This window comes from Williamsia sp. SKLECPSW1 (assembly GCF_054332755.1).
The window spans coordinates 1,580,473-1,605,507 of sequence record NZ_JBTGLI010000001.1; the positions used below are offsets into that span (position 1 = coordinate 1,580,473).

Annotated in this window: 24 protein-coding genes and 2 tRNA genes; 12 read left to right on the plus strand and 14 right to left on the minus strand. The window is 69.3% G+C overall.

Annotated elements, in window-relative coordinates:
* The first annotated feature begins 28 nt into the window (after positions 1-28).
* Both ACXVUM_RS07130 and pknB read left to right on the plus strand, forming a co-directional pair.
* Positions 29-1,435, plus strand: coding sequence for a protein kinase domain-containing protein (locus tag ACXVUM_RS07130; RefSeq protein WP_458521133.1), 1,407 nt, complete (start codon positions 29-31; stop codon positions 1,433-1,435).
* The gene (gene pknB, locus ACXVUM_RS07135; RefSeq protein WP_458521134.1) at positions 1,435-3,333 is read left to right on the plus strand and encodes a Stk1 family PASTA domain-containing Ser/Thr kinase; all 1,899 of its coding nucleotides are present in this window, start codon (positions 1,435-1,437) and stop codon (positions 3,331-3,333) included. The genes ACXVUM_RS07130 and pknB overlap by 1 nt, the downstream gene beginning before the upstream one ends.
* Positions 3,334-3,352: 19 nt before the next feature.
* Here the strand turns inward: pknB and ACXVUM_RS07140 are convergent, their stop codons facing one another.
* A complete protein-coding gene (locus ACXVUM_RS07140; protein WP_458521135.1) occupies positions 3,353-4,039 on the minus strand; it encodes an aminodeoxychorismate/anthranilate synthase component II in 687 nt (228 codons plus the stop codon).
* 68 nt (positions 4,040-4,107) lie between these two features.
* Here ACXVUM_RS07140 and crgA point away from each other — a divergent pair, with 68 nt between their 5' ends.
* Entirely contained in the window at positions 4,108-4,398 is a 291-nt protein-coding gene (gene crgA, locus ACXVUM_RS07145) for a cell division protein CrgA (RefSeq protein WP_458521136.1), read from the plus strand.
* A gap of 67 nt (positions 4,399-4,465) precedes the next feature.
* Positions 4,466-4,900: a PH domain-containing protein gene (locus ACXVUM_RS07150; RefSeq protein ID WP_458521137.1), complete on the plus strand. Its 435-nt coding sequence runs from the start codon at positions 4,466-4,468 to the stop codon at positions 4,898-4,900.
* 3 nt (positions 4,901-4,903) lie between these two features.
* On the opposite strand, the gene ACXVUM_RS07155 is transcribed toward ACXVUM_RS07150, so the two are convergent.
* On the minus strand, positions 4,904-5,587 hold the full coding sequence (locus ACXVUM_RS07155; RefSeq protein WP_458521138.1) for a rhomboid family intramembrane serine protease: 684 nt from the start codon (positions 5,585-5,587) through the stop codon (positions 4,904-4,906).
* Between the two features lie 185 nt (positions 5,588-5,772).
* Positions 5,773-6,300 carry a peptidylprolyl isomerase gene (locus tag ACXVUM_RS07160; protein WP_458521139.1) on the minus strand — a complete coding sequence of 176 codons (528 nt, stop codon included), beginning with the start codon at positions 6,298-6,300 and terminating at the stop codon, positions 5,773-5,775.
* An 89-nt stretch (positions 6,301-6,389) separates the two neighbouring features.
* Between ACXVUM_RS07160 and ACXVUM_RS07165 the strand changes: the two genes are divergently transcribed.
* Both ACXVUM_RS07165 and ACXVUM_RS07170 read left to right on the plus strand, forming a co-directional pair.
* The gene (locus tag ACXVUM_RS07165; protein WP_458521140.1) at positions 6,390-6,728 is read left to right on the plus strand and encodes a hypothetical protein; all 339 of its coding nucleotides are present in this window, start codon (positions 6,390-6,392) and stop codon (positions 6,726-6,728) included.
* Between the two features lie 171 nt (positions 6,729-6,899).
* Positions 6,900-7,403: a DUF4190 domain-containing protein gene (locus ACXVUM_RS07170; protein ID WP_458521141.1), complete on the plus strand. Its 504-nt coding sequence runs from the start codon at positions 6,900-6,902 to the stop codon at positions 7,401-7,403.
* 28 nt (positions 7,404-7,431) lie between these two features.
* On the opposite strand, the gene ACXVUM_RS07175 is transcribed toward ACXVUM_RS07170, so the two are convergent.
* The 11 genes from ACXVUM_RS07175 to dnaA all read right to left on the minus strand — a co-directional run bounded on the left by ACXVUM_RS07175 (position 7,432) and on the right by dnaA (position 20,872).
* Entirely contained in the window at positions 7,432-8,589 is a 1,158-nt protein-coding gene (locus ACXVUM_RS07175) for a hypothetical protein (RefSeq protein ID WP_458521142.1), read from the minus strand.
* A 100-nt stretch (positions 8,590-8,689) separates the two neighbouring features.
* A tRNA-Ala gene (locus ACXVUM_RS07180) sits at positions 8,690-8,762 on the minus strand.
* 142 nt (positions 8,763-8,904) lie between these two features.
* Positions 8,905-8,978: transfer RNA gene (locus tag ACXVUM_RS07185), tRNA-Ile, on the minus strand.
* Positions 8,979-9,042: 64 nt separating this feature from the next.
* On the minus strand, positions 9,043-9,993 hold the full coding sequence (locus ACXVUM_RS07190; protein WP_458521143.1) for a DUF3566 domain-containing protein: 951 nt from the start codon (positions 9,991-9,993) through the stop codon (positions 9,043-9,045).
* 28 nt (positions 9,994-10,021) lie between these two features.
* Entirely contained in the window at positions 10,022-12,517 is a 2,496-nt protein-coding gene (gene gyrA, locus ACXVUM_RS07195; RefSeq protein ID WP_458521144.1) for a DNA gyrase subunit A, read from the minus strand.
* Positions 12,518-12,569: 52 nt separating this feature from the next.
* Entirely contained in the window at positions 12,570-14,672 is a 2,103-nt protein-coding gene (gyrB, locus tag ACXVUM_RS07200) for a DNA topoisomerase (ATP-hydrolyzing) subunit B (protein WP_458521145.1), read from the minus strand.
* Between the two features lie 291 nt (positions 14,673-14,963).
* Positions 14,964-15,503: a DUF721 family protein gene (locus ACXVUM_RS07205; RefSeq protein ID WP_458521146.1), complete on the minus strand. Its 540-nt coding sequence runs from the start codon at positions 15,501-15,503 to the stop codon at positions 14,964-14,966.
* Entirely contained in the window at positions 15,496-16,695 is a 1,200-nt protein-coding gene (recF, locus tag ACXVUM_RS07210; RefSeq protein WP_458521147.1) for a DNA replication/repair protein RecF, read from the minus strand. The genes ACXVUM_RS07205 and recF overlap by 8 nt, the downstream gene beginning before the upstream one ends.
* A 31-nt stretch (positions 16,696-16,726) precedes the next feature.
* Positions 16,727-17,638, minus strand: coding sequence for a phosphogluconate dehydrogenase (NAD(+)-dependent, decarboxylating) (gene gnd / locus ACXVUM_RS07215; protein ID WP_458522811.1), 912 nt, complete (start codon positions 17,636-17,638; stop codon positions 16,727-16,729).
* Positions 17,638-18,801 (minus strand): DNA polymerase III subunit beta, encoded by a 1,164-nt coding sequence (gene dnaN, locus ACXVUM_RS07220; protein ID WP_458521148.1) that lies wholly within the window; start codon positions 18,799-18,801, stop codon positions 17,638-17,640. Before dnaN ends, gnd begins: the two co-directional genes overlap by 1 nt.
* Before the next feature lie 499 nt (positions 18,802-19,300).
* On the minus strand, positions 19,301-20,872 hold the full coding sequence (gene dnaA / locus ACXVUM_RS07225) for a chromosomal replication initiator protein DnaA (protein WP_458521149.1): 1,572 nt from the start codon (positions 20,870-20,872) through the stop codon (positions 19,301-19,303).
* Between the two features lie 557 nt (positions 20,873-21,429).
* Between dnaA and rpmH the strand changes: the two genes are divergently transcribed.
* The 6 genes from rpmH to rsmG all read left to right on the plus strand — a co-directional run bounded on the left by rpmH (position 21,430) and on the right by rsmG (position 24,950).
* Entirely contained in the window at positions 21,430-21,573 is a 144-nt protein-coding gene (gene rpmH / locus ACXVUM_RS07230; RefSeq protein WP_076479106.1) for a 50S ribosomal protein L34, read from the plus strand.
* Positions 21,574-21,671: 98 nt separating this feature from the next.
* A complete protein-coding gene (locus ACXVUM_RS07235) occupies positions 21,672-22,004 on the plus strand; it encodes a ribonuclease P protein component (protein WP_458521150.1) in 333 nt (110 codons plus the stop codon).
* Positions 22,001-22,279, plus strand: a complete 279-nt coding sequence (gene yidD, locus ACXVUM_RS07240) for a membrane protein insertion efficiency factor YidD (RefSeq protein ID WP_458521151.1) — start codon at positions 22,001-22,003, stop codon at positions 22,277-22,279. Before ACXVUM_RS07235 ends, yidD begins: the two co-directional genes overlap by 4 nt.
* On the plus strand, positions 22,273-23,442 hold the full coding sequence (gene yidC / locus ACXVUM_RS07245; protein ID WP_458521152.1) for a membrane protein insertase YidC: 1,170 nt from the start codon (positions 22,273-22,275) through the stop codon (positions 23,440-23,442). The genes yidD and yidC overlap by 7 nt, the downstream gene beginning before the upstream one ends.
* A 92-nt stretch (positions 23,443-23,534) precedes the next feature.
* Positions 23,535-24,152, plus strand: a complete 618-nt coding sequence (locus ACXVUM_RS07250) for a Jag family protein (RefSeq protein ID WP_458521153.1) — start codon at positions 23,535-23,537, stop codon at positions 24,150-24,152.
* Positions 24,153-24,257: 105 nt separating this feature from the next.
* Positions 24,258-24,950, plus strand: coding sequence for a 16S rRNA (guanine(527)-N(7))-methyltransferase RsmG (gene rsmG, locus ACXVUM_RS07255; protein ID WP_458521154.1), 693 nt, complete (start codon positions 24,258-24,260; stop codon positions 24,948-24,950).
* Positions 24,951-25,035: the final 85 nt, after the last annotated feature.

Here is a 25,035-nt window from a genome sequence, read left to right on the forward strand (position 1 = left end):
GGTTCGGGTCGGGGGAGAGGGGGCACGGATGAGTCTGCAGAGCGGGACGACGATCGCCGATCGCTACCGGTTGATGCGGCTGATCGCCACCGGCGGCATGGGCCAGGTGTGGGAGGGCCTCGACACCCGGCTGGACCGGCGGGTCGCGGTGAAGGTGCTGAAGTCGGAGTTCTCCGACGACGCGGAGTTCCTGCAGCGCTTCCGGATCGAGGCGACGACGACCGCCCGGCTGCACGACCCGGGCATCGCGAGCATCTTCGACTACGGCGAGACGCCGGACCGCCAGGGCGGTCCCGCGCTGGCGTACCTGGTGATGGAGTTGGTCAACGGTGAACCGCTCAACGCGGTCCTGGCCCGGTTGGGTCGACTGTCGCTGACCAACGCTCTGGACATGCTCGAGCAGACCGGTCGGGCACTGAACGCCGCGCACACCGCCGGCCTGGTCCACCGCGACGTCAAACCCGGCAACATCCTCATCACACCGACCGGACGCGTGAAGATCACCGACTTCGGCATCGCGAAGGCTGTCGACGCCGCGCCGGTCACCCAGACCGGGCTGGTGATGGGTACGGCGCAGTACATCTCGCCGGAGCAGGCCCTCGGTGAGGACGCGACGAGCGCGTCGGACGTGTACTCGCTCGGAGTGGTCGGCTACGAGTCGATCTCGGGTCGGCGCCCGTTCCTGGGTGACGGCGCGATCACCGTCGCGATGAAGCACATCCGCGAGACCCCTCCCCCGCTGCCGGCGGAACTACCGGGCGGGATCCGTGAGCTCATCGCCCTCACCATGGCCAAGGATCCGCACCGGCGGTACGCCGACGGCGGCGAGTTCGCCGACGCCGTCAGCGCGGTGCGGGCCGGTCGACGTCCACCGGCTCCGGGAGCCGGCGTGGGTCCGGTGGCACCGCCCCCGATGCACACACGGGAGATGTCGGCGCCGATCCCGCGTCCCGCGGGACCCCCGCCCCCGACGGCCACCTCGCGCCGTCCGATCCCCGCGGCCCCGCCCCCGGCCGACAACGGGTGGACCGCCGGGCAGAAGGCGCTCGCGGCCGTCGCCGTCCTGCTGCTCCTCGCCGCGCTCGGGCTGGTGGGCTACTGGCTGGCCACCAGCGGCAGCGGTGACGGGTCGACCACACCGTCGACGACCCCGTCGACGGTCACCCGGACGACCGAGGTCACCCCCACCCAGGACGAGACCACCACCACGACAACGGAGACCACGACCACCACCACGCCGCCGGAGACGACGACCACCACGACGCCCCCGGAGACCACCACCACCACGACGACGGCCGGCGGTCTCCTGCCGGACCTCGGCTCGCTGATCCCCGGTCTCGGGCAGAACTACGATGGCAGGGCGACCCCGACGCCGTTGGCCGGTCAGAGCACGGTCCCGGGGTCGTCCGGCGGTCCGAGCGAGAGAGGTGACTGATGACCACGCCGCGTCACCTCTCCGACCGCTACGAGCTCGGTGAGACGCTCGGCTTCGGCGGCATGTCCGAGGTGCACCACGCGCGTGACCTCCGGCTCCACCGGGACGTGGCCATCAAGGTGCTCCGGGCCGACCTGGCCCGCGACCCGAGCTTCTACCTCCGCTTCCGGCGGGAGGCCCAGAACGCCGCCGCCCTGAACCACCCGACGATCGTGTCGGTGTACGACACCGGTGAGGCGACGACGCCCGAGGGCCCGCTTCCGTTCATCGTGATGGAGTTCGTCGACGGCGAGACCCTGCGTGACGTGTTGCGCGCCCAGGGCCACGTGTCGCCGCGTCAGGCGATGACGTGGATGGCCGATGTCGCTGCGGCGCTGGACTTCTCGCACCAGAACGGCATCGTGCACCGGGACATGAAGCCCGCGAACGTGATGATCGACCGCGCCGGCGCGGTGAAGGTGATGGATTTCGGTATCGCCCGTGCGATGTCCGACGCGACCGGCTCGATGACGCAGACCTCCGCGGTGATCGGTACCGCGCAATATCTTTCGCCGGAGCAGGCCCGGGGCGAGAGCGTCGACGCCCGCAGCGACGTCTACTCGATGGGGTGCGTGCTCTTCGAACTCCTCACCGGCCAACCGCCGTTCACCGGTGACTCCCCCGTCGCCGTCGCCTACCAGCACGTGCGCGAAGACCCCCCGATCCCGTCGAGCATCCGCCGCGAGATCCCCTCCGTGCTCGACTCCGTGGTCCTCAAGGCGATGAGCAAGAACCCCGCCAATCGGTACCAGTCGGCGGGCGAGATGCGATCGGACCTGATGAAGGTCCTCGCCGGCGGACGACCGAGCGCACCGATGCTGCTGTCCGACGAGGACAAGACCGGGATCATCGAACCCGTCGCGCGTCACCGCCCCGGCCGGGCGGGCCCGACGTCGCATCGTCGACCCGACTCCGACGACGAACCGCCGCGGCGCACCGGTCGACGCGTCCTCGCGTTCGGTGCTCTCGCGACGGTGCTCGTGGTCGTGATCGCGCTGCTGCTGGTGCGCCCGTGGGCCGCCGACGACGACCAGGTCGCCATCCCCAACGTCTCCGACATGACGTCGACCCAGGCGCAGACGACGTTGAAGAACGCCGGATTCGAGGTCAACACGCTGCAGGAGCCCAGCAACGACGTCCCGTCCGGAAGCGTCACCCGCACGGCGCCGTCCGAGGGCGTCCGCGCCGACAAGGGGTCGGCGGTGACGCTGTACATCTCCAGTGGACCGCAGCGACAGGACCTCCCCGACCTGACCGGACAGACGCTCCAGGACGCCGAACGGGCCCTGAAGGAACTGGGTTTCACCGACGTGAAGTCGGCGCAGATCCCGTCGACGAACGACCTGCGCGGCAAGGTGGCCGGGCTGGCGCCGCAGAGCGGTACGTCGCAGTCGGTGAACACCACGATCACCATCCAGATCGGCACCGGCCCCCGCCAGGTGTCGGTACCGACGGTCACCGGGCAGACCACCGACGAGGCACGTGCGACGCTGCAGAACGCGCGGCTGCAGATGCAGACGCAGCAGGCCGACTCCGAGCAACCCGCAGGCACCGTGCTCAGCTCGACGCCGACCGCGGGCACACGGGTCGACGAGAACAGCACCGTGACGGTGACGGTCTCCCGCGGCAACCAGTTCCGGATGCCGGACCTCACCGGCAAGACGGTCCAGCAGGCGGAGGACACCCTCACCGCGGCCGGGTGGAAGAACACGACGTTGAACCAGGTCCCGCGCAACGTGGGACTGGGGAGCCCGGACACCGGTCGTGTGGTGGCACAGAAGCCGCCGACCGACAGCGTCGTCAACGACGATCAGGCCATCGAGGTCACCGTCGGGCAGGCGAGTCTGCTCCCGGGCTGAGCACCGGGCGGCCGACGGTCTACGCGACCGGTGCGATCGCCGACGCCATGGCCCGCTCGAGGTCGGCGACGAGCGACTCCGGCACGTCGTAGCCGGCGAGACGCAGCCAGTTGGCGAGCATCCGGTGCCCGCCCTGCGTGAGCACACTCTCCGGGTGGAACTGCACACCGTGGATCGGGAGATCGCGGTGGCGCATCGCCATCACGATGCCGCTCTCCGTCCGGCCGGTGACGACCAGCTCGTCGGGGATGGTCTCGGGCAGGACCGTCAGCGAGTGGTAGCGCGTCGCGACGAACGGATCCGCCAATCCCGCGAGGACGCCGTCGCCCTCGTGGTGGACGGTCGAGGTCTTGCCGTGCAACAGTTCCGGCGCCCGGTCGACGGTCGCACCGAACGCGGCACCGATCGCCTGGTGACCCAGACACACCCCGAGAACCGGGGTCCGCGTCAAGGCCGCGACCTCGACGATCGGCATCGTCGCGCCGGCGCGCTGCGGTGTGCCGGGGCCCGGGCTCAGCAGGATCGCGTCGAACCGGGCGACCACGGCGTCGAGGTCGTCGAGGCGGGGGTCGTCGTTGCGCCACACGGTGGCCGAGACGCCCAACTGTCCGAGATACTGGACGAGGTTGTAGACGAAACTGTCGTAGTTGTCGACGACGAGGACCGCCGGGGACGCGGCGCCGGTGTCGGAGCGGACCGTGCTCATCCGCCACACCGTACCCGCCGCTGTGCAGGTGGGATACCGTGGAGTCGTCTGTTCACAGTGAGGAAGCGATGCCGAAATCCAAAGTACGGAAGCGGACCGACTACACCATCAACCCGGCGAGCCGTACGCCGGTCAAGGTGAAGGTCGGCCCGTCGAGCCAGATCTACGTCAGCGCCATGTTGGGGCTGATGCTGCTCGGCCTGGCCTGGCTGATCGTCTTCTACCTCGTCGCGACACCGAGCAGCCTCGGGGCCGACGGCAAGGTGCTGCACTGGATGTACGCGCTGGGCGCCTGGAACTTCCTGATCGGCTTCGGCTTCATGATCACCGGTCTGTTGATGACGATGCGGTGGCGCTGACCACCGAATCCATCCCCAGCCTGGGGAATGACATGTGTGTCATTTGTCCCCACTGTGGACAGAGCCTGTGGACAACTCTGCCCACGGCGTGACGAGCTGGTCGACGCCGCGCCCTGCCGGCGTCGCGTTGATCGTCGGGGGACTCGTGCTGGCGGCCGGAGCCGTCGCGTCACTGTCCGATCCGGCCGGCACGGTGATCATGGGTGTCGCAGCGATCCTGCTCATCGCGACCGGGACGGGCGCGCTCGTCCTGCGCCCCCGCCTCGTCGTCGCGCCCTCTCTCATCCGGCTGCGGACCCTGCGGGGTGCGACGGAGTACACGCCGTCGGAGATCACCCGTATCCGCGCGGTGTCCACGGCGAGGCTCGGACGGAAGGTCCGGACCCTGGAGTTCGACCTGTCCGACGACAGGTTGGTGGTCCTCGGACGGTGGGATCTCGGCGGTCATCCCGACGACGTCGTCGACGCCCTCGCGACGGCTGGGTTCCGCGTCACGCGCTGAGCGTCACGCGCTGACGAGCAGGCAGATGGCCGCGGCGAGCACGCCCAGCGTGCCGATCGCCGCCCATCCCACACCGGACACCGATCGGGCGGTGCGGGTGCGGCCGGCGAGTGCCAGACCCGGGAGCATCAGCACACCGGCGGTGGCAGCGCCGCCGAAGACGAGGCCGCCCAGATGCGCCCACAGCGAGATGTTCGGGATCGTCACCGAGATGACGATGTTGATCACTATCAGTCCGACGATCTGGCCGGCGGGCATCTTGGCGCGCAGCACCGCCACCAGCAGTCCGCCCATCACCCCGTAGATGGCCCCCGACGCGCCCGCGGCCGCCACGTCCGGGCTGAACGCCAGCACCGCTGCGCTCCCCCCGAGCAGGGCGACCACGTAGATCCCGACGAATCGTGCTGTGCCCAGGGCACTCTCGAGTTCCCGCCCGAGGATGTAGAGCGTGAACATGTTCAGGCCGATGTGGATCAACGAGAAGTGCAGGAAGCCGGACGTGACGATCCGCCACACCTCGCCCTGACCGACGAACGGCCCGAACAGGACACCGTCGTAGAACAACCGCGAATCCGCGGGGTTCACGTTGCCGATCCCGTGCGCCTGCGCCGCGGTCAGCACGAAGACGAGGACGTTGACGGCGATGAGCGCGTACGTGGCGCGCGGGCGCGTCGTCCCGATGGTCATCGCACGGGGGGTCGACCCGCGCGCCTGGCGCACGCAGTCGACGCAGTGCTGACCGACCGCCGCGGGGGTCAGGCAATCCGGGCACGCCGGACGCCCGCACCGGGAGCATGCGAGTCCGGTCGGGCGGTCGGGGTGCCGCACGCACACCGTCCGCGGCGCGGACGGTGGCGGCGGGTACGGCTGGTTCAGCTGATCTCGACCTTCTCGATGACGACCGCGTCGAGCGGCTTGTCGCGACGGTCGGTGCTGGTGGTGGCGATGGCGTCGACCACGGCACGGGAGGCGTCGTCGGCGACGACACCGAAGATGGTGTGCTTGCGGTTCAGGTGCGGCGTCTTGGTGACGGTGATGAAGAACTGCGACCCGTTGGTCCCCGGGCCCGCGTTCGCCATGGCCAGCAGGTAGGGCTGATCGAACTGCAGCTCGGGGTGGAACTCGTCGCCGAACTGGTAGCCGGGGCCACCGGTGCCGGTGCCGGTCGGGTCACCGCCCTGGATCATGAACCCGTCGATGACACGGTGGAACACCGAGCCGTCGTAGAACGGACCGGAGTCGCCGCCCGAGGCGTTGGGCTGGCTGTAGTCCGCCGAACCGCTCGCGAGACCGGTGAAGTTCTCCACCGTCTTCGGGGCGTGGTTGCCGAACAGGTCGATGACGATGTCGCCGCGGTTCGTGTGCAGGGTCGCGGTCGCGGTCTTCTGTGGTGTGCTCACTCCCCCATCGTGCCATTCGTGCACGACCTGGCAGGCTTGTGCCCACGATGCCGCGGCCCGCCGCCGCGGCCGGAGATCGGAGCGCACACATGTCGAAGGCCACCACCGTCGCCACGACGGCCCTCGGTGTGCTGACCCCCTGGTCGGCGCCGGTGCGACTGCTGGCCGCCCGACGGGTTCTCGCCGCACGCCGCGATCGCACTCCGGGGGGCCCGATACCCACCCCGCGTGCACGCCGGGCTCGGCGTCGCCGCTCGCGGCTGCGCACCGTCGCCGGCGTCTCCGCGATCGGTGCCGTGGTCGCGGTCGGCGCCGTCGTCGTGGTGCGCAGCCGCACCCACACCCCGCCGCCCGTCGCCCCCTCTCCGCCGCGCGTCCAGGACGTCCCGACGGCGGATGCCGCGGAGACGGGTCCCGCCCCCGAGTAACCTGCAGGCGTGCATCCCGACGATCGCCCGACGTCACCCCCGCCGAGCGGGGAGATGACCCGCCCGCCCGGCGGCCGGTCCGCGCCCGGTGGTCCCCCGCAGGCTCCGCGCCACGCGGGTCCGTCCGGCGGGCCCCCGCCGGCCGGTCGGTCGATGCCACCCGGTCGGCCCATGCAGCAGCCGGGGCGGCCGATGCCCCCGCCCGGGCGTCCCGCACCGCCGCCACACCGGCCGATGGACACCGGGTCGCGGCCCGCCCCGCCGACCGCGTCGGTGCCCCGTCCCGGCGACAGCGGATCGCTCGCCTACTCACAGCAACCGCCGCGACGGGGGCCCGCGCCCGACGAGCGTCCGACGACCGTCTACACGGACACCCCCGGCCGCACGCAGGCCGAGAACGACACGGCCCCCGACGACCCGGAATCGAGTTCGATGACCGCCGCGCCGAAACCCTCGACGAACATCCTGTCGATCGTCGCCCTGGTCCTGTCGTTCCTCGGCGTCACCGCCCTGTTCGGCATCGTCTGCGGCCACGTCGCCCGCGGTCAGATCCGTCGCCGCAAGGAGTACGGCGAACCGCTCGCGACCGCGGCGCTGTGGATCGGCTACGCCTACGTCGCGACGGTGGTGCTGTGTCTCGTCGTCTATCTGGCGATCGCCGGCCAGGGCTCCTGATCTCGTCCCGTCCCTGACGGCCCCCGCGTCACCGACCGGGCAGGGATGCGCGCGCGACGCGCGGTGATCCGCCGCCACCGATCGACGTCGGCCCGTTGTCGTCGACGACGGCCAGGGCCACCATGATCCGCTGGACGTCACGTTCCCACGGTGTGTTGTCGCGCACGCGCTGTGCGAACGGGTAGCCGTGGTCGGCGGCGAAGCGGTCGGCGAACGATCCTGCCGGTCCACGCTCGGTCACGAACCCGAACGACGCCCCGCCGGTCGAGTCGGCGATGTAGGCGCCGAAGTTCTGCATCGTCCACGCCAGCTGCCGTCCCGGCTCGGTCTCCAGGCCCATCCGGGACAGGTCCACATCCGCCGGGATGGCGAGCAGCGACCCCATCCGCATCGCCGCGTTCTGGTTGTTGCCCAGGGTCCCGTATCCGCCGACCGAGCCCGCGTCCGACGTCGCGGCCGGCCAGCGGAAGCACTGCGCCTCGGTACGGCACCGGAACAGGACCTGCGCGGTGTCGACGAGCACCCGCAGGGCATGGCGGGGGCCGGTCGGTCGGCCGGGCGCGAGGTCACCCAGGCGCAGCACACCGCCCGGACTGCCGGTCAGACCCGCGCCCCCGGGCCGGCGCGACAGCCCGTCCCCGTAGATGTCGATCGGGCCGCTCGTGTCCATCGCCGTGGCGGCGCTCCCGACGCGGCAGCGCGCGAACGGCACGACGTCGCGCAGCGTCCGCCCGTCGGCCATGAGGATCGCGGCCCCCTCGTTCTCGTTCGACGTACCGACGACGTAGTCGCGGGGTATCGGTGCGGAGAACAACACCGGACCCCCGGTCCCACAGCGGCTGCGACCACTCCACCCCGCGCTGGACGCGTGGACCGCCGTCGACGGGGCATCGGGGGTGAAGATCAGGTGATTGCCGTCGTCCTGGGGCATCGGCGCCCACTGGTCTCCCCGCGGCACGGCCGGCAGGCCGGCGGGGACATAGCGGGCCCCGGTGCCGATCGGGGTGTTCCAGACACTGGTGGCGGCAAAGGGTTGTCGCAGCACGTCGGCGAGGGCCGCGGCGGACGCCGTCGGAGCAGGTGCCGTGCCGACCGCCACGATCGTGATCCCCAGCAGCGCCAGACGGCGCGTCCCCCGTGCGAGCGCCGACAACGACCCGACCGTGCCCGACGTCGTCTTCGCCACGACGAGTGACGCTACGGTCGAACAGATGACACGGGGAAGATGTTCTTCGTCGCGGTCGGGTACCGATCCGGTGACGAGAAGGTTCGCCGAGAGGCGGTTGTGGAGCCTAGGAGATTCGAACTCCTGACATCTGCCTTGCAAAGGCAGCGCTCTACCAACTGAGCTAAGGCCCCGGCCCGGATCAGCTCCGGTGGTTCGGGAGGGAGTGCCACACCTGGGTGTTGCGTCGCGACTCGGCGATCAACGCGACCACCACGAGTGCGACACCGGCACCGGTGAGAACCGCGATCCGCATGGTGGATCCGTCCTCTCCTGTGGGCCTAGGAGGACTTGAACCTCCGACCTCTTCGTTATCAGCGAAGCGCTCTAACCGCCTGAGCTATAGGCCCGTGAACCTCGTGGGTCAACCGGACAGAGGCTACCGGACACACGGGACCGGCGACAAAACGGCTGTCAGTCGCGGTCGGCGAGGGTGACCTCGACGCCACCGACCAGGTCCGCGCTCATGTTGTAGATGAACGCACCGACGGTCGTGAGCGCGGTGAACACGATGACGTACAGAGCGCCCACGCCGGCGGCGATGCCGAAGACGGTGCCCGCGGTGATCTCGAACGACGACTCGGTGGTGTTGTCGCTGGAGACCAGCTGACCGAACGAGTTGTTGATCTGGTCCCAGACGCCCATGCCGTCGAGAACCACGTAGAGCACGCCGATCGCGATCATCCAGATGAGGAAGAGCGCGATCGCGAGCACTGCGGACACCTTGAACGTCGACCACGGGTCGATCCGGCGGAGCTGCACCGCGGCACGCACAGGCCCCCGGTGAGCCGCGGGGAACGCCTCCGCAGACCGCGCCGTCGGAGCGGTCGCCGGATGGTGGATCGCGTCGAGATCGGGCAGGTCCTCCGGGACCTGGTTTCGACCGATGTTGCGGGTCGGTCCGTCGATGATCTTGCCCGTCAACGAGTTCCGTCCACGGTCGGCGCCCGGCTGACCCGCGGCCGCGTCGGCCGGCACCCCGCCGTCCTTGTCGAGCTTGGCGATCGGCGCTCGGACCGTGGCGTCCTGACCGGGCGGCTTGGGTGCCGCACTCCCGGTCACGAGCGGTCGCTGCGGACGCGGCGGCTCCGGCGGCGTGGTGTCACCGGGACCCGGCTGCTGGGACGGCCCGGGCGAGCTCACCGGGGCGGCACCGACGCGCTGCCACGGCGGGACTCCCCCCGGGCCGGTGCCCGGGTTCGAGCGCTGCCCCTGCTCGTCCGACCGACCCTGATCGTCGGACCGAGCCTGTCCGGATCGTCCCTGGTCGTCCGGCCGGGCCTGATCGGATCGATCCTGATCCGGTCGGTCCTGGACGGAGGAGCCCGGGGTGTTCCGGCCGTCGGGGTCGCGGGGTGTGCTCACGTGCGCTCCTGTCGGTGCGGGTGTCCGGTCACTCGACCTCGTCGGGCTCGTCGGCGTTCCGGGCGATGGCCAAGAGGGTAGTTCCCTCGTCGAGGTTCATCAGGCGGACACCCTTGGTCTGACGGCCTGCCTTGCGGACCTGCTTCGCCAGGGTACGGATGACACCGCCACCGGAGGTGATCGCGTACAGCTCGCTGCGGTCGTCGACGATGAGCGCACCGACGAGGTCACCGCGACGCCGGTCGTACTGGATCGTCAGCACACCCTTGCCGCCCCGGCCCTGCACCGGGTAGTCCGACATCGCGGTCCGCTTCGCGTAGCCGCCGGCGGTCGCGACCAGCAGGTAGGTGTCGTCGGCCACGACGTTGAGCGACAGCAACTCGTCGTCGTCGTTGAACCGCATGCCCTGGACGCCGGAGGTCTGCCGACCCATCGGCCGCAGGGCCTCGTCGGTCGCGGAGAACCGGATCGACTGACCCCGCTTGGAGACGAGCAACAGGTCGTCGTCGGCGCTGCACAGCCGGGCACCGACCAGTTCGTCCTCGCCGCGCAGGTTCACCGCGATGATCCCGCCCGAGCGGGCCGAGTCGAAGTCGGTGAGACGCGACTTCTTGACCAGACCTCCTCGGGTGGCAAGGACGAGATAGGGGGCGTCCTCGTACCCCTTGATCTGGATGACCTGAGCGATGCGCTCCTCGGGCTGGAAGGCGAGGAGGTTGGCGACGTGCTGTCCGCGGGCAGTGCGGTTCGCCTCGGGCAGCTCGTAGGCCTTCGCCCGGTAGACCCGGCCCTTCGTGGTGAAGAACAGGATCCAGTCGTGTGTGGAGCAGACGAAGAAGTGGGCGACGATGTCGTCCTGCTTCAGCCCGGCGCCCTGCACGCCCTTCCCGCCGCGCTTCTGGCTGCGGTAGAGGTCGGTCTTGGTGCGCTTGGCGTACCCCGTCTCGGTGATGGTGACGACCACGTCCTCACGGGCGATGAGGTCCTCGTCGGTCACGTCGCCGTCGGCGGCCACGATCTGGGTGCGCCGCTCGTCGCCGAACTTGTCGACGACCTCGCGCAGCTCGTCACGGACGATCGCGCGCTGACGTTCCGGCTTGTCGAGGATGTCCTTGTAGTCGGCGATCTCGCGCTCGATCTCGGCGAGGTCGTCGATGATCTTCTGACGTTCGAGGGCCGACAGACGTCGCAGCTGCATCGCCAGGATCGCGTCGGCCTGGATCTCGTCGATGTCGAGCAGACCGATCAGGCCGGCACGCGCCTCCTCGGTGTTCGACGACGCGCGGATGAGCGCGATGACCTCGTCGAGGGCGTCGAGCGCCTTGACCAGGCCGCGCAGGATGTGGGCGCGTTCCTCGGCCTTGCGCAACCGGTACCGGGTGCGTCGGATGATCACGTCGAGTTGGTGGGCGACGTAGAAGCGGATCATCTGGTCGAGTCGCAGCGTGCGCGGCACGCCGTCGACGATCGACAGCATGTTCACGCCGAAGCTCGTCTGCAGCTGGCTGTGCTTGTAGAGGTTGTTCAGCACCACCTTGGCGACGGCGTCGCGCTTGAGGGTGACGACGACGCGCATACCGACGCGATCCGACGACTGGTCCTCGATCTTGCTGATGCCCTTGAGTTTCCCGTCGTTGACCTGCTCGGCGATCGACACGATCATCCGGTCCGGGTTCACCTGGTAGGGCAGTTCGGTGATGACCAATGTCGTGGCGCCGGTGCGGGATTCCTCGACCTCGACGACGCCGCGCATCCGGATGCTGCCGCGGCCGGTGGTGTAGGCCTCGGTGATCCCGGTGGTGCCGACGATCAGTCCTGCCGTCGGGAAGTCGGGTCCCTTGATGCGCTCCATGCACGCCGCGAGCGTCGACTCGTCGTCGGCGTCGTGGTTGTCGAGCGCCCAGAAGACCGCGTCGGCGACCTCGGTCAGGTTGTGCGGCGGGATGTTTGTGGCCATGCCGACCGCGATGCCGCCCGAGCCGTTGATGAGCAGGTTCGGGATGCGGCTGGGCAGGACGGTCGGTTCCTGGGTCTTGCCGTCGTAGTTCGGCGTGAGATCGACGGTCTCCTCGTCGATGTCGCGCAGCATCTCCATCGCCAACGGCGTGAGGCGCGCCTCGGTGTAGCGCATCGCGGCCGCGCCGTCATCGCCGCGGGAGCCGAAGTTGCCCTGGCCGTCGATGAGCGGATACCGCATCGACCACGGCTGGGCCAGACGCACCAGGGCGTCGTAGATCGCGGTGTCGCCGTGCGGGTGGTAGTTGCCCATGGTCTCGGCGACGGGCTTGGCGCACTTGACGTAGCTGCGGTCCGGGCGGAATCCCGCGTCCCCCATGGCGTAGAGCAGGCGGCGGTGCACGGGCTTGAGGCCGTCACGGACCTCGGGCAGGGCGCGGCCGACGATGACGCTCATCGCGTAGTCGATGTAGCTGCGCTGCATCTCCTGCTGGATGTCGACCGGTTCGATGCGGTCGCCGCCGGAGTCGTCGGTGGTGCCGCCGGGCGGCAGGGTGGTGTCGGTCATCAGTTCACTTTCCTTGTACGGCGCCGTGTTTCACGTGAAACGAACGGCGTCATCACACGTCGAGGAAACGCACGTCCTTGGCGTTGCGGGCGATGAAGCTGCGGCGGGCGACGACGTCCTCACCCATGAGGACGCTGAACAGCTCGTCGGCGGCCGCGGCGTCGTCCAGGGTCACCTGCCGGAGCACGCGGACCTCGGGGTCCATCGTGGTCTCCCACAGCTCCTTGGCGTTCATCTCGCCGAGACCCTTGTAGCGCTGGATGCCGTCGTCGGGGTTGATCTTCTTGCCCGCCGCGCGCCCGGCCTCGAGCAGACCGTCCCGCTCACGGTCGGAGTAGGCGAACTCCGGGTCGGCGCCCTTCTGCCACTTCAACTTGTAGAGCGGCGGCTGGGCGAGATAGACGTGGCCGTGTTCGACCAGCGGCCGCATGAAGCGGAACAGCAGCGTCAGCAGCAACGTCGAGATGTGCTGGCCGTCCACGTCGGCGTCGGCCATCAGCACGATCTTGTGGTAGCGCAGCTTCGCGAGATCGAACTCGTCGTGGATGCCGGTACCGAACGCGGTGATGATCGACTGCACCTCGGCGTTCTTCAGCACGCGGTCGATACGGGCCTTCTCGACGTTGATGATCTTGCCGCGGATGGGCAGGATCGCCTGGTACATCGAGTCGCGGCCGGACTTCGCCGAGCCGCCGGCGGAATCGCCCTCGACGATGTACACCTCGCACTTGGACGGGTCGTTGCTGCGGCAGTCGGCGAGCTTGCCGGGCAGACCGCCGATGTCGGTCGCGCTCTTGCGACGCACCAGCTCTCGCGCCTTGCGCGCGGCGAGACGTGCCTGAGCGGACCCGACCGCCTTGTTGATGATGATCTTCGCCTCGGCGGGGTTCGACTCCAGCCAGTGCGCCAGGTGCTCGTTGGACACCTTCTGCACGAAGCTCTTCACCTCGGTGTTGCCGAGCTTGGTCTTCGTCTGCCCCTCGAACTGCGGATCGGCGACCTTCACCGAGATCACCGCCGCGAGACCCTCACGGATGTCGTCACCGGTGAGCTTGGGGTCCTTGTCCTTCAGGAGCTTCTTGTCCAGCGCGTACTTGTTGACCGTGCTGGTGAGGGCGGCGCGGAACCCCTCTTCGTGGGTACCACCCTCGTGGGTGTTGATGGTGTTCGCGAAGGTGTGGACCGACTCGGAGTACCCGCCGTTCCACTGCATCGCCACCTCCAGCTCGTGGCCGGTGCCCTTCGCGGTGAACCCGACGATCGATGCGTGGATCGGACTCTTCGTCCGGTTGAGGTGGGCGACGTAGTCCATCAGGCCACCGGGGTAGTGGTACGTCCGGGTGCGGGGCTTGCCCGGCTCCTTCTTCTCCGTGTCCGGGCCCGGCTCGACGACGGCATCGGAGTCGGCGGCGTCGTCGGTGGACTCGGCCGCCGTCGTGCTCTCGATGGACTCGGCCTGCTCGACGTCGTCGACGTCGTTGACGATCTTCGCGCGCTCGTCGGTCAGGGTGATGGTGAGTCCCTTGTTGAGGAACGCCATCTCCTGCAGACGCCGCGCGATGGTCTCGAAGTTGTAGTCGGTGGTCTCGAAGATGTCCGGGTCGGCCCAGAACCGCACCGTCGTGCCCGTCTTCCGTGTCGCCGCACCCTTCTCGAGGGGGCCCGGGACCGCGCGGTCGTAGGTCTGCGACCAGTGGCTGCCGCCGTAGGCGATGGCCAGCTCGACCTTCGTCGACAGTGCGTTCACCACGGAGATGCCGACGCCGTGCAGGCCGCCGGAGACCGCGTACGCCTCGGAGTCGAACTTGCCGCCGGCGTGCAGCTGGGTCATGACGACCTCGACGGTGGGCACACCGGTCTTGTGCATGTCGGTCGGGATGCCGCGGCCGTCGTCGACGACCTGCACGCCTCCGTCGGCCAGGATCGTCACGTCCACCTGCGACGCGAAGCCCGCCATCGCCTCGTCGACGGAGTTGTCGACGACCTCCCAGATCAGGTGGTGCAGGCCGCGTTCACCGGTGGAGCCGATGTACATGCCGGGCCGCTTGCGGACCGCCTCGAGACCCTCGAGGATGCTGATGGAGTCGGCGCCGTAATCGCTGCCGGCCTTCTTCGGCGATCGGGTGGGCTTGCTGGTGCCGTTGGTGTCCGCCACGAGTGGGGTCCGCTCCTTGTCCTCGCCGGAGCCCCGCCGGGTGGGGGTCGGGATCCGGGCTGGTCGATCTGCTCGCACACGCCTGCGCCCCGAGTCGGGGCAGTACCGGTCCATACTACTGCCTCACCTGTGCGGAAACGGCCTTGCAGCCCGTCTGACGCGCCCGCTGACGGATTTTCTGGCCGAAATCCAGGGGCGCTTGACGTCGGACGCGCCTGCGCGCCGTCTCGGGCCGCTGATGATGTCCTCCGACACACCCGCTCGAGACCCGTCGCCACCCGTCGGCGCGACCTACCCGTAGGTGTCGCGCGGACCACGCCCGGGCACCGTCCGGGTGCCCTTCCGCCACGACGGGGCCCGGGGCCCGGTGATGCGCAGGGACACCACCACGTCCCGTCCCACCGCCGCGGCGATCTTCGCGAGGATGTCGCGCTGGACCAGACGGAGCTGGGTGGCCCACGCCGTCGACTCGGCGGTCACAGACAACACACGGTCACGCAGATCGGTGGGCTGCGCATGGGCCGCGATGTCGTCGCCGACGATCCGGTCCCACGCCGCGAACACCTGCCCCTCCCCCAGCTTCGGCTGCCAGCCACGGCTCCTGGCCAGTGCCCCCGCCGCGGATCCGAACGGTTGCGGGTCCCGACCGTCGGGTCGAGCACCGGACCAGCGTCGACGACCGCGACGGGGAGACGGGGCCGACGACCTGCCGTGGCCCACGGCCTTGCCGGCGGCCTTCGCCGCCTCGCGCGCGTCCTCGAGCGCCTTGCGGGCCAGCTCGTGACCGGACGAGTACGAGCCGGGGGGATTCGCTGCGGGTTCGTCATCCATCCGCGGCCTCCTCCGTCGTGCCGGTGTCCCCGATCAGATGGGACTCTCGGACATCATGATCGTCGTCGACGCCGACGGCCAGACGACGACCGACCACGGCCCCCGGGATGTCGTCACCCACCGCGGCGGTCACCAGGACCTGTTCCACCGACTCGGCGAACGTGGTCAAGGCCGCCCGACGGGAGGCGTCGAGTTCGGCGAACACGTCGTCGAGAACCACCACGGGTTCGGCACCGTCGTCGCGGATGAGCTGCACCGAGCCGAGCCGAATCGCCAGGGCCAGGGACCACGACTCACCATGACTGGCAAAACCTTTCGCGACCTGGCCGTCGAGCAGGATGTCGAGGTCGTCGCGGTGTGGCCCCACCAGGCACATACCGCGGTCGATCTCCTTCTGCCGGGCCTGGGCCAGCCGCGTCAGCAACGTCGCCTCGATGAACTCCACGTCGGCGCGCCCGTCGGCCGGGACCACCTCGTCACCTGCCGCGGGCCGATACCGCAGATCCACCGGTCGTGATGCCGGCGCCAGCGTGGCGTACTCGCCCGCGAAGTGCGGGCGCAGTCGGGCGACGGTGTCGATGCGGCCGGCGGTGACGGTCGCACCCAGGTTCGCCAACTGTGTGTCCCAGACGTCCAGGGTGCTGATCACCGACTCCGCGGACGACCCCCCGGATCGGAGTGCGGACGCGGCGGTCTTCAGCAGGGCCGACCGTTGTCGTAGGACCCGGTCGTAGTCCGATCGCGCAGCCACCATCGCCGGGCCCGCGAGGGCGGAGAGCTCGTCGGTGAGACGCCGACGTTCCGCCGGTTCACCCCGCACCAGGGCGAGGTCCTCCGGTGCGAACATCACCGACCGGAGGATCCCGACGACGTCCCGTGCACGTCGGGACGGCGCCCCGTTCACGGTGGCCCTGTTCGCACGACCCGGGCTGATGACCACCTCGACGGTGAGCTCGCGACCGGCGTTGACGATGGTCGCCGACACCGCCGCGGCGTCCGCCCCCGTGCGAACCAGCGCGGCGTCCGTGCCGACGCGATGGGAGCGGAGGGTTGCGACGTAGTTCAGTGCCTCGACGAGGTTGGTCTTCCCGAAACCGTTGCGCCCCACGATGATCGTCGCGCCGGGTCCGAGATCGACCTCGACGCTGCGCCAGGACCGGAAGTCACGCAGGCGCAGGGAACGGACGAACACGACGGCAGATCAGGCGAGGAGATCGGTGCGGTCAGGAATCCGCCGGGCGCACCGCATGCCCGCCGAACTGCTGACGCAGCGCGGACACGGCCTTGAGTGTCGGCGAGCCCGACTCCTGACGCGACGCGAACCGCGCGAACAAGGCCGCGGAGATCACGTTCGCCGGCACCGAGTGCCGGATCGCCTCCTCGACAGTCCACCGTCCCTCACCGGAATCGGTGGTGTAGTCCGAGATCTCGGCCAGACCCGGGTCCTGCTCGAGTGCGTCCACCAGCAGTTCGAGCAACCACGACCGGATGACGGTGCCGTGCGTCCAGGCGCGCAGGGTCCCGGGCACGTCCTCGATGAGGGACTCGGCGGAGAGGAGTTCGTACCCCTCCCCGTAGGCGTGCATGAGGCCGTACTCGACGCCGTTGTGCACCATCTTCGCGTAGTGGCCCGCACCGACCGGTCCGGCGTGGACGAACCCACCCGCACGATCACCCTCGGGACGGAGTGCGTCGAAGATCGGCATGGCCTTCTCGATGTCCTCGGGTGACCCGCCGGCCATCAGGCCGTAGCCGTTCTCCAGACCCCAGACGCCGCCGGAGACACCGCAGTCGATGTAACCGATCTTGTTGGCGGACAACAACTCTGCGTTGGGCGCGTCGTCGGTGTATCGAGAGTTGCCACCGTCGATCACCAAATCGCCGGGTTCGAGCAGTTCGCCGAGCGACTTCACCGTCTCGCGAGTCGGGTCACCGGACGGCACCATCACCCACACCACACGCGGCGCGGTGAGCGCGGCGACGAGATCCTTCAGCGAGTCGACGTCGCTGACCTCCGGGCGGGGGTCGTAGCCGACCACCTCGTGTCCGGCTCCCGCGATCCGACGCCGCATGTTGGCGCCCATCTTTCCGAGACCGATCAGACCGAGTTGCATGGCCGCACATCCTCTCCCGATCAGCCCGGCAGGCGGACCGGCATCAGCAGGTAGGTGAACTCGCTCGACGGTGCCGGGTAGGCACCGCTGTCGTCGGGGACGGGGGCGTCCTCGCCGGCCGGACGCAGCACCGCGGGCCGGCTGGGTGTGGTGAAACCGAACTCGACGGTCGAACTGTGCAGCGCAGAGAGACCGTCCAGCAGGTAGGTGGGGTTGAAGGCGATGGTCAGGGGCTCGCCGTGGAAACCGACGGGTACCTCCTCCTCGGCCTTGCCCGCGTCGTCCCCGCCGGCGGTCAGCTGCACCGATCCCTCGGAGAACTCCAGGCGGACCTGGGCACCGCGTTCGGCCACGAGGGCCACACGCTTGATCGCGTCGGTGAGCTCGGCGATGTCGACCGTCGCCATCGAGGTGTGCGAGGTGGGCAGCAGCTGCCGGAACTTGGGGAACTCCGCGTCGAGCAGGCGCGTCGTGGTCTGCCGTCCCTGCCCGAGGATGCCCAGGAGTCCCTCGGCGCCGATGGTGCCGGGAGACCCCAACGCCAGGGAGACCGGCGACCCGTCGGATCCGGCGGATCGTGCGGACTCCGAGAGCGTCTTCGCCGGTACCAGGACGGCGGCCGTGTCGGTGCCGGACGGCTGCCACGTGAGCTCGCGTACCGCGAGACGGAAGCGGTCGGTCGCGGCGAGCACGACGGTGTCGTCCTCGATCTCGACGCGGATGCCGGTGAGCATCGGCAGCGTGTCGTCCTTGCCGGCGGCGACGGCGACCTGGCCGATCGCCTCGGCGAAGACCTCGGCCGGGATGGTCCCGGTGACACCCGGGACCTCCGGGAGGCTCGGGTAGTCCTCGACCGGCATGGTCGGGAGCGAGAAACGCGAACTGCCGCAGTTGATCACGACGCGAGACCCGTCGATCGCGACGTCGACCGGCTTGGCGGGCAACGACCGCGTGATGTCGGCGAGGAGCTTGCCGGAGACGAGCACGCGGCCCTCGTCGGCGACCTCGGCCGAGATGTCGACCTGGGCGGAGACCTCGTAGTCGAACCCGGAGACGGTCAGACCCGAGTCGCCCGCGGTGAGGACGACGCAGCCGAGGACCGGGACCGGTGGACGGCTCGGCAGGCTGCGGGCCACCCAGGCGACGGCGTCGGCGAACTCATCGCGTGTGACACGGAACTTCACCGCGTTCGACCCTCCCGTACCCGCCGGCCACGTCGGACGTGGCTGATGCTCGATGTGCGCCCCACTCTAGAACGCTGTGACCCGCGTCGTGGTCAACGGGTGCGGATCGCTCTCGGGCGGAGGCCTCCGCCCGTCCGGGGTGGGGACACAGCTCTGTCCACATCGCTTCTTTCAAAGACTCTCTTCGAGAGAGAACTTCATGACAGTCATAGCGGCTGTGCAATCTGTGGACAGGAGCCTCGCGGTGCAGTTCACGTCGCGCGTCGGGATGTGGACGTTGTGTGCACCGTCACCACACCGATGCCACGGGGTTGTGCACGCGTCGGTTCCTGTTCATCGAACTCCACGTCCGATCCACAGGACAGCGGGGTTATCCACCGAGTTATCCACAGCTGGGGAATCGTCCGTCCGGAGGACACGACGGCGCGCTCGGCCGCGTGAAGTGTCGACTGAGGGTCGAGAGATGACGGTGTGTCCGCCCCCGATGGGCGGGCCGGCGTCAGGGGTGCGAGCGCTGCTTGATGCGCGCGGTGAGCTCCTGGACGTAGTCGTAGACCTTGCGCCGCTCGGCCATCTCCTTGCGGATCTTCTTGTCCGCGTACATGACGGTCGTGTGGTCCCGATCGAACGTCTCGCCGATCTTGGGCAGCGACAGGTCGGTCAGTTCGCGACACAGGTACATCGAGATCTGACGAGCCTGCGCGATGGACCGTGTCTTCCCGGGGCCCCGGAGCTCGTCCACGCTGATCCCGAAGTACTCGGCGGTGATGGCCAGGATGGTCGGGGCGTTGATCTCGACGCTGCCGGTGTCGGGCAGGAGCGCCTGCAACACGATCTCGGCCAGCGACAGGTTCAGTTCCGCACTGTTCAACGACGCGAACGCCGTCACACGGATCAGTGCGCCCTCGAGTTCGCGGATGTTGCGTTCGATCTTCGAGGCGATCAGTTCCAGGACGTCGTCGGGGACCTGGAGGTTGTCCATCTGCGCCTTCTTGCGCAGGATCGCGATCCGCGTCTCGAGTTCCGGCGGCTGGACGTCGGTGATGAGGCCCCACTCGAACCGGGTCCGCAGCCTGTCCTCGAGGGTGGCGAGCTGCTTGGGCGGGCGATCGGACGAGACGACGATCTGCTTGTTCGCGTTGTGGAGGGTGTTGAAGGTGTGGAAGAACTCCTCCTGGATGCCCTCCTTGCCGACGAGGAACTGGATGTCGTCGACGAGCAGGACGTCGACGTCGCGGTAGCGACGTTTGAACGCGACCCGACGGTCGTCACGCAGGGAGTTGATGAAGTCGTTCGTGAACTCCTCGGTGGAGACGTACTTGACCTTCATCCCCGGGAACAGCCGCTGGGCGTAGTGCCCCGCGGCGTGCAGCAGGTGTGTCTTGCCCAGTCCGGACTCGCCCCAGATGAAGAGCGGGTTGTACGCCCGCGCCGGCGCCTCGGAGATCGCTACCGCGGCGGCGTGCGCGAAGCGGTTGGACGCGCCGATGACGAAGGTGTCGAACGTGTACTTGGGGTTGAGGCTGCTCGGGTCGCCGGGGCCGGGGTTGAACCAGCTGGACCAGTCACCGTCGCGGCCCTCGGGCGTTCCCGGTGCCGTGGTGCGCACCGGTTCGGGGCCGACCGGCTCGTAGCGGTGGTCGACCGCGGTGTCACGTCGATCGGCGAAGGTGTCCGAGAACGCGTCGAGGCCCTCGGCGGCGTCCGGGGTGCGGATGCCCTCGACGGGGGCGGACGGCACCGCGGCGGGTTCGGCGTCGGGGTCGATGCGGACGCCGAGGTCGACCTCGCGACCGAGATGGGTGCTCAGCGAGGCGCGGATCGGTTCACGCAGGGTGCGCTCGATCTGCTCCTGCACCCGTGCCGACGGGACGGCGAGGAGTGCGAAGCCCTCGACCAGCGTCAGCGGCTGGACCAGGGAGAGCCACGCCTTCTGCTGGCGGGTCAGTTCCTCCCCGGTGTCGGGGGTGGCGGTGAGGTCGACGAGGACGCGCTGCCAGATCTCGGGGAAGGACTCGCGGTGGTACCCGTCGCGATCGGATGGATCGAGCTGATCGCGGTCGGTGCTCACTGGATCCCTCCCGGCAGCGTTCGACGCAGCCACTGTGCGTCGTGGGCAGCTGCGCACTGCTCGACCACGGCCGCGTACTCATCGTGGTCGGGCGACGCTCGATTGTCCACACGGTTATCCACAGCTGTGGACAGGATGCGGATCACGCGACGCCCCGGATCCGACCCGTCGGGGACCCCGTCGTCCGAGAGAAGCTAACAGACTCGTCGGGGTGTGCTCAACAGTTCGCACCACACCGGGCCCGGAGTTTCAACGACCGCGCAGTACACGGCGTGTCGACCGGCGTCGACGCCGTCGTGATCCGGCTGTGATCGGGGCGTCGTCGCTGGTAGTCGGCCATACGGCGGTTTGACGGTGCCGAATGCGATCAGTAGTCTCGCAGGGTCGCCGAGGTGTGATCGTCGTGAGTGCGTGATCGTCGGCCCACCGGTCTCCCCGGTGCCCGGTCACCACCCGCGACGACGGTCCACGGCAGGAGACCATCACCGATGACCCCATCGTGCACGCGCCGGTCGGCGCCGTGTGCGCGGAGGTCGAGATGAACGAGGAGTTCTCGCGTGGCCAAGGGAAAGCGCACCTTCCAGCCCAACAACCGCCGTCGTGCCCGTGTGCACGGGTTCCGTCTGCGGATGCGGACCCGCGCCGGCCGCGCCATCGTCAACGGTCGTCGCCGCAAGGGCCGCGCGAGCCTGACCGCCTGAGTTCCGCGGCCCACGGGCTCGCGGACGCCTGCATCGTGCTGGCCCGGCATCGACGGATCTCCCGGAGTTCCGACTACACCCGCGCACTCCGAAGGGGTGTGCGGGTTCGTCGTGCCGACATCCAGGTGCATGTGGCGCGGACGGATGGCCCGGAGGTGACGGCGGTGGATCGAGGCGCCCGATACGGCCTCATCGTCAGCAAGGCTGTCGGTGACGCCGTGACCAGACATGCCGTCGCCCGCCGTCTCCGTGCCGCCGCCGCGTCCGTCGAGGAGACCGGGTGCGGTCTCGGCCCCGACGCGAGCGGGTTGATAGTCATCCGTGCACTGCCGTCGGCTGCCACACGGACCAGTACCGAGCTGTCCACCGAGCTCGTCGCGGCGCTGCGTACCGCCCGGACTCGTCTCGCCGATCGCGCGGCCGCGTCATGAGCAGGGTGGCGGCGTTCCCACGGCAGGTCCTGGTGTGGTCGATCGAGCTGTACCGCGTCTGGATCTCGCCCACGCGGATGCCGTCGTGTCGGTTCGAGCCGACCTGCAGCGCCTACGCCGTCGAGGCGATCACCACCTGGGGTGCCGTCCGCGGCGGCGGTCTCGCCGTCTGGCGACTGTTGCGGTGCGGGCCGTGGCATGCGCCGGGATACGACCCGGTCCCCGAACGTCGTCCATCAACCCGCGCCAGTGAGGAGCGAGTGACACCGTGCTGAACTTCATCTACTACCCGGTCTCCGGGATCATGTGGGTCTGGCACTGGCTGTTCAGCCATGTCCTTCCCGACAGCCCCGGCGGCAGCGGTGTCGCGTGGGCGCTCTCGGTGGTGTTCCTCGTGTTCACCCTGCGTGCCATCCTCTACAAGCCCTTCGTCAAGCAGGTCCGCACGACGAGGAAGATGCAGGAGATCCAGCCTCAGCTGCAGGCGATCCGGAAGAAGTACTCCAAGGATCGCGTGAAGATGACCGAGGAGATGCAGAAGCTCCAGAAGGAGCACGGGTTCAACCCGCTGCTGGGGTGTCTGCCGATGCTGGCGCAGATCCCGGTCTTCATCGGTCTGTTCCACGTGCTCCGGTCGTTCAACCGGATGGGCACCGGGTTCGGCCAGCTGGGTATGACCGCCGCGGAGACCCGGTCGACCGGCAACTACTTCTTCAGCGCCGACCAGGTCCAGAACTTCCTCGACGCACGTCTCTTCGGTGTCCCGCTGTCGGCGGCCGTGTCGCAGCCGAAGTCGGAGTGGTTGGCGTTCAGCGCCGACGGCATCGTCGACTTCACCCGGGCGCACATCATCTATCTGGTGATCCCGCTGGTGATCCTGTCGTCGATCGCGACGCACATGAACTCGCGTGCGTCGGTGGCGCGGCAGACCGCTGCAGCGGTGGAGAACCCGCAGACCGCGATCATGAACAAGCTCGCGCTGTACGTCTTCCCGCTCGGCATCCTCGTGTCCGGTGCGTTCTTCCCCGTCGCCATCCTCCTGTACTGGGTGAGCAACAACCTCTGGACCTACGCGCAGCAGCACATCGTCTTCGGGCAGATCGCCAAGGAAGAGGAAGCCGACAAGCTCGCCAAGCAGGAGAAGCTGAAGGCGAACGCACCCAAGCCGGGTGCACGTCCCGACCGCGCCAAGAAGAAGGGCGCAGCGCTGACGAACGGTGCGAGCGAGGACGAGACCGGCGACGAGATCGAGCCGACCGCCTCCTCGGACACGGCGGAACCGACGGTGGCCCCGAGCCCGAACGGGCGGACGGACCTCACGAAGGGCGGCGGGGCGAAACGCGGTGGCGGCGGTGCCGCCCGCAAACCCGCCGGCGCCAGTCCCCGGCCGGGACAACGCCCCACGGGTACGCAGCAACGCCGGCGCAAACGCCGATGATCCGCGGCGGCCCCAGCACGGCCGCCGCCCTCCCCCGGCGTCCACGGGCGCCGTACAGAGACCTGTCCACACACGATCGCGAGGGATGACCCATGACGACAGAGACGAGCGAGGCCGAGCACGACGTGGCCGAGGTGACGGCGGCGGCCGGGACCGACGAGGTCGACACGACGGACGACGCCACGGTGACCGAGTCCGACGATGCGGCTGGTGCCGACGACACGACCGACGATGACACGACCGACGACGACGACCACCTCGTGGAGGAGGGCGAGATCGCGGGCGACTACCTCGAGCAGTTGCTCGATCTCCTGGATTTCGACGGTGACATCGATCTCGACGTGGACGGCGATCGCGCGATCGTGAGCATCGACGGAGGACGCGACCTCGGCAAGCTCGTCGGCAAGAACGGCGAGATCCTCGACGCGCTGCAGGAGCTGACCCGACTCGCCGTGCAGCAGTCGACCGGCGACCGGTCCCGTCTCATGCTCGATGTGAGCGGATGGCGTGCCGGTCGGCGCGAGCGGCTCAGCCGCCTCGGCACAGAGGTCGCCGAGCGAGTCCGCGACGCCGGCGGCCGTGAGGAGCTCGACCCGATGTCGCCGTTCGAGCGGAAGATCGTCCACGACGCGGTCGCTGCCGTCGAGGGTGTGTACAGCGAGAGCGAGGGCACCGAGCCGCGCCGCCGGGTGGTGGTGATCGCCGAGTGATCTCGGACCCCGTGCTGCGCCGATGACCACAGGGCCCCGACCACACGGTCGGGGCCCTGTCTCGTCGCCCCCGCTTCGGCCCTCCCCTCCCCTACGTCACCGAGGATGTTTCACGTGAAACACGACAACGAGTTCGACCGAGACGAGATCGCGGCCGCGGCCTTCACCGTGTTCGGCGACCGACTCGGGCGCGCCCGTGTGTACCGCGACCTGCTCGCCACAGCCGGCGTGGAACGCGGACTCATCGGTCCCCGCGAGACCGAGCGACTGTGGGACCGCCATCTGTTGAATTGTGGCGTCCTCGGCGAGGCGATCCCCGACGGCAGCACCGTCGTGGACATCGGGAGCGGTGCGGGTCTGCCGGGCATCCCTCTGGCGCTCGCTGCCGGCTCGCTGCGTGTCACGCTCGTCGAGCCGCTCGAACGGCGATACCTCTTCCTCGTCGAGGCGATCGATGCGATCGGTCTGGACATCGAGGTGGTCCGAGGGCGTGCCGAGGAGCGCGTCGTGCGCGATGCGGTGGGCGACGCGGATGTGGTGACGTCGCGTGCCGTGGCACCACTGGACCGGTTGGCGCGATGGTCCGCGCCACTCATCCGGTCCGGCGGCGAGCTCATCGCGATCAAAGGTGCATCCGCCGCGGAGGAGATCGCCACACACAAGGCGACCGTCGGAAAGTTCGGGCTGACCGCGCTGCGCGTCGAGACGGTCGGGGCGGATACCCTTTCCATGCCGACGACGATCGTGCGAGCGCGGCGGGTGGACAGACCGGAGAAGCGCCGCCGAGCGTCGCGGTGACGAGGAGCAGAGGTCGGCGTCGGCCGTCCGGATCAGCGATGGAGTTGAGCGCACGATGTTGGGCAGGCGCGGGCGAAGGAGTGAT

What these genes read in the sequence shown, in the direction of transcription:
- ACXVUM_RS07130 (WP_458521133.1), top strand. Translation starts at nt 29, where the DNA reads ATGAGTCTGCAGAGCGGGACGACGATCGCCGATCGCTACCGGTTGATG.
- pknB (WP_458521134.1), top strand. Translation starts at nt 1,435, where the DNA reads ATGACCACGCCGCGTCACCTCTCCGACCGCTACGAGCTCGGTGAGACG.
- ACXVUM_RS07140 (WP_458521135.1), bottom strand. Translation starts at nt 4,039, where the DNA reads ATGAGCACGGTCCGCTCCGACACCGGCGCCGCGTCCCCGGCGGTCCTC.
- crgA (WP_458521136.1), top strand. Translation starts at nt 4,108, where the DNA reads ATGCCGAAATCCAAAGTACGGAAGCGGACCGACTACACCATCAACCCG.
- ACXVUM_RS07155 (WP_458521138.1), bottom strand. Translation starts at nt 5,587, where the DNA reads ATGACCATCGGGACGACGCGCCCGCGCGCCACGTACGCGCTCATCGCC.
- ACXVUM_RS07165 (WP_458521140.1), top strand. Translation starts at nt 6,390, where the DNA reads ATGTCGAAGGCCACCACCGTCGCCACGACGGCCCTCGGTGTGCTGACC.
- ACXVUM_RS07170 (WP_458521141.1), top strand. Translation starts at nt 6,900, where the DNA reads ATGCAGCAGCCGGGGCGGCCGATGCCCCCGCCCGGGCGTCCCGCACCG.
- gyrA (WP_458521144.1), bottom strand. Translation starts at nt 12,517, where the DNA reads ATGACCGACACCACCCTGCCGCCCGGCGGCACCACCGACGACTCCGGC.
- ACXVUM_RS07205 (WP_458521146.1), bottom strand. Translation starts at nt 15,503, where the DNA reads ATGGATGACGAACCCGCAGCGAATCCCCCCGGCTCGTACTCGTCCGGT.
- yidD (WP_458521151.1), top strand. Translation starts at nt 22,001, where the DNA reads ATGAGCAGGGTGGCGGCGTTCCCACGGCAGGTCCTGGTGTGGTCGATC.
- ACXVUM_RS07250 (WP_458521153.1), top strand. Translation starts at nt 23,535, where the DNA reads ATGACGACAGAGACGAGCGAGGCCGAGCACGACGTGGCCGAGGTGACG.
- rsmG (WP_458521154.1), top strand. Translation starts at nt 24,258, where the DNA reads ATGTTTCACGTGAAACACGACAACGAGTTCGACCGAGACGAGATCGCG.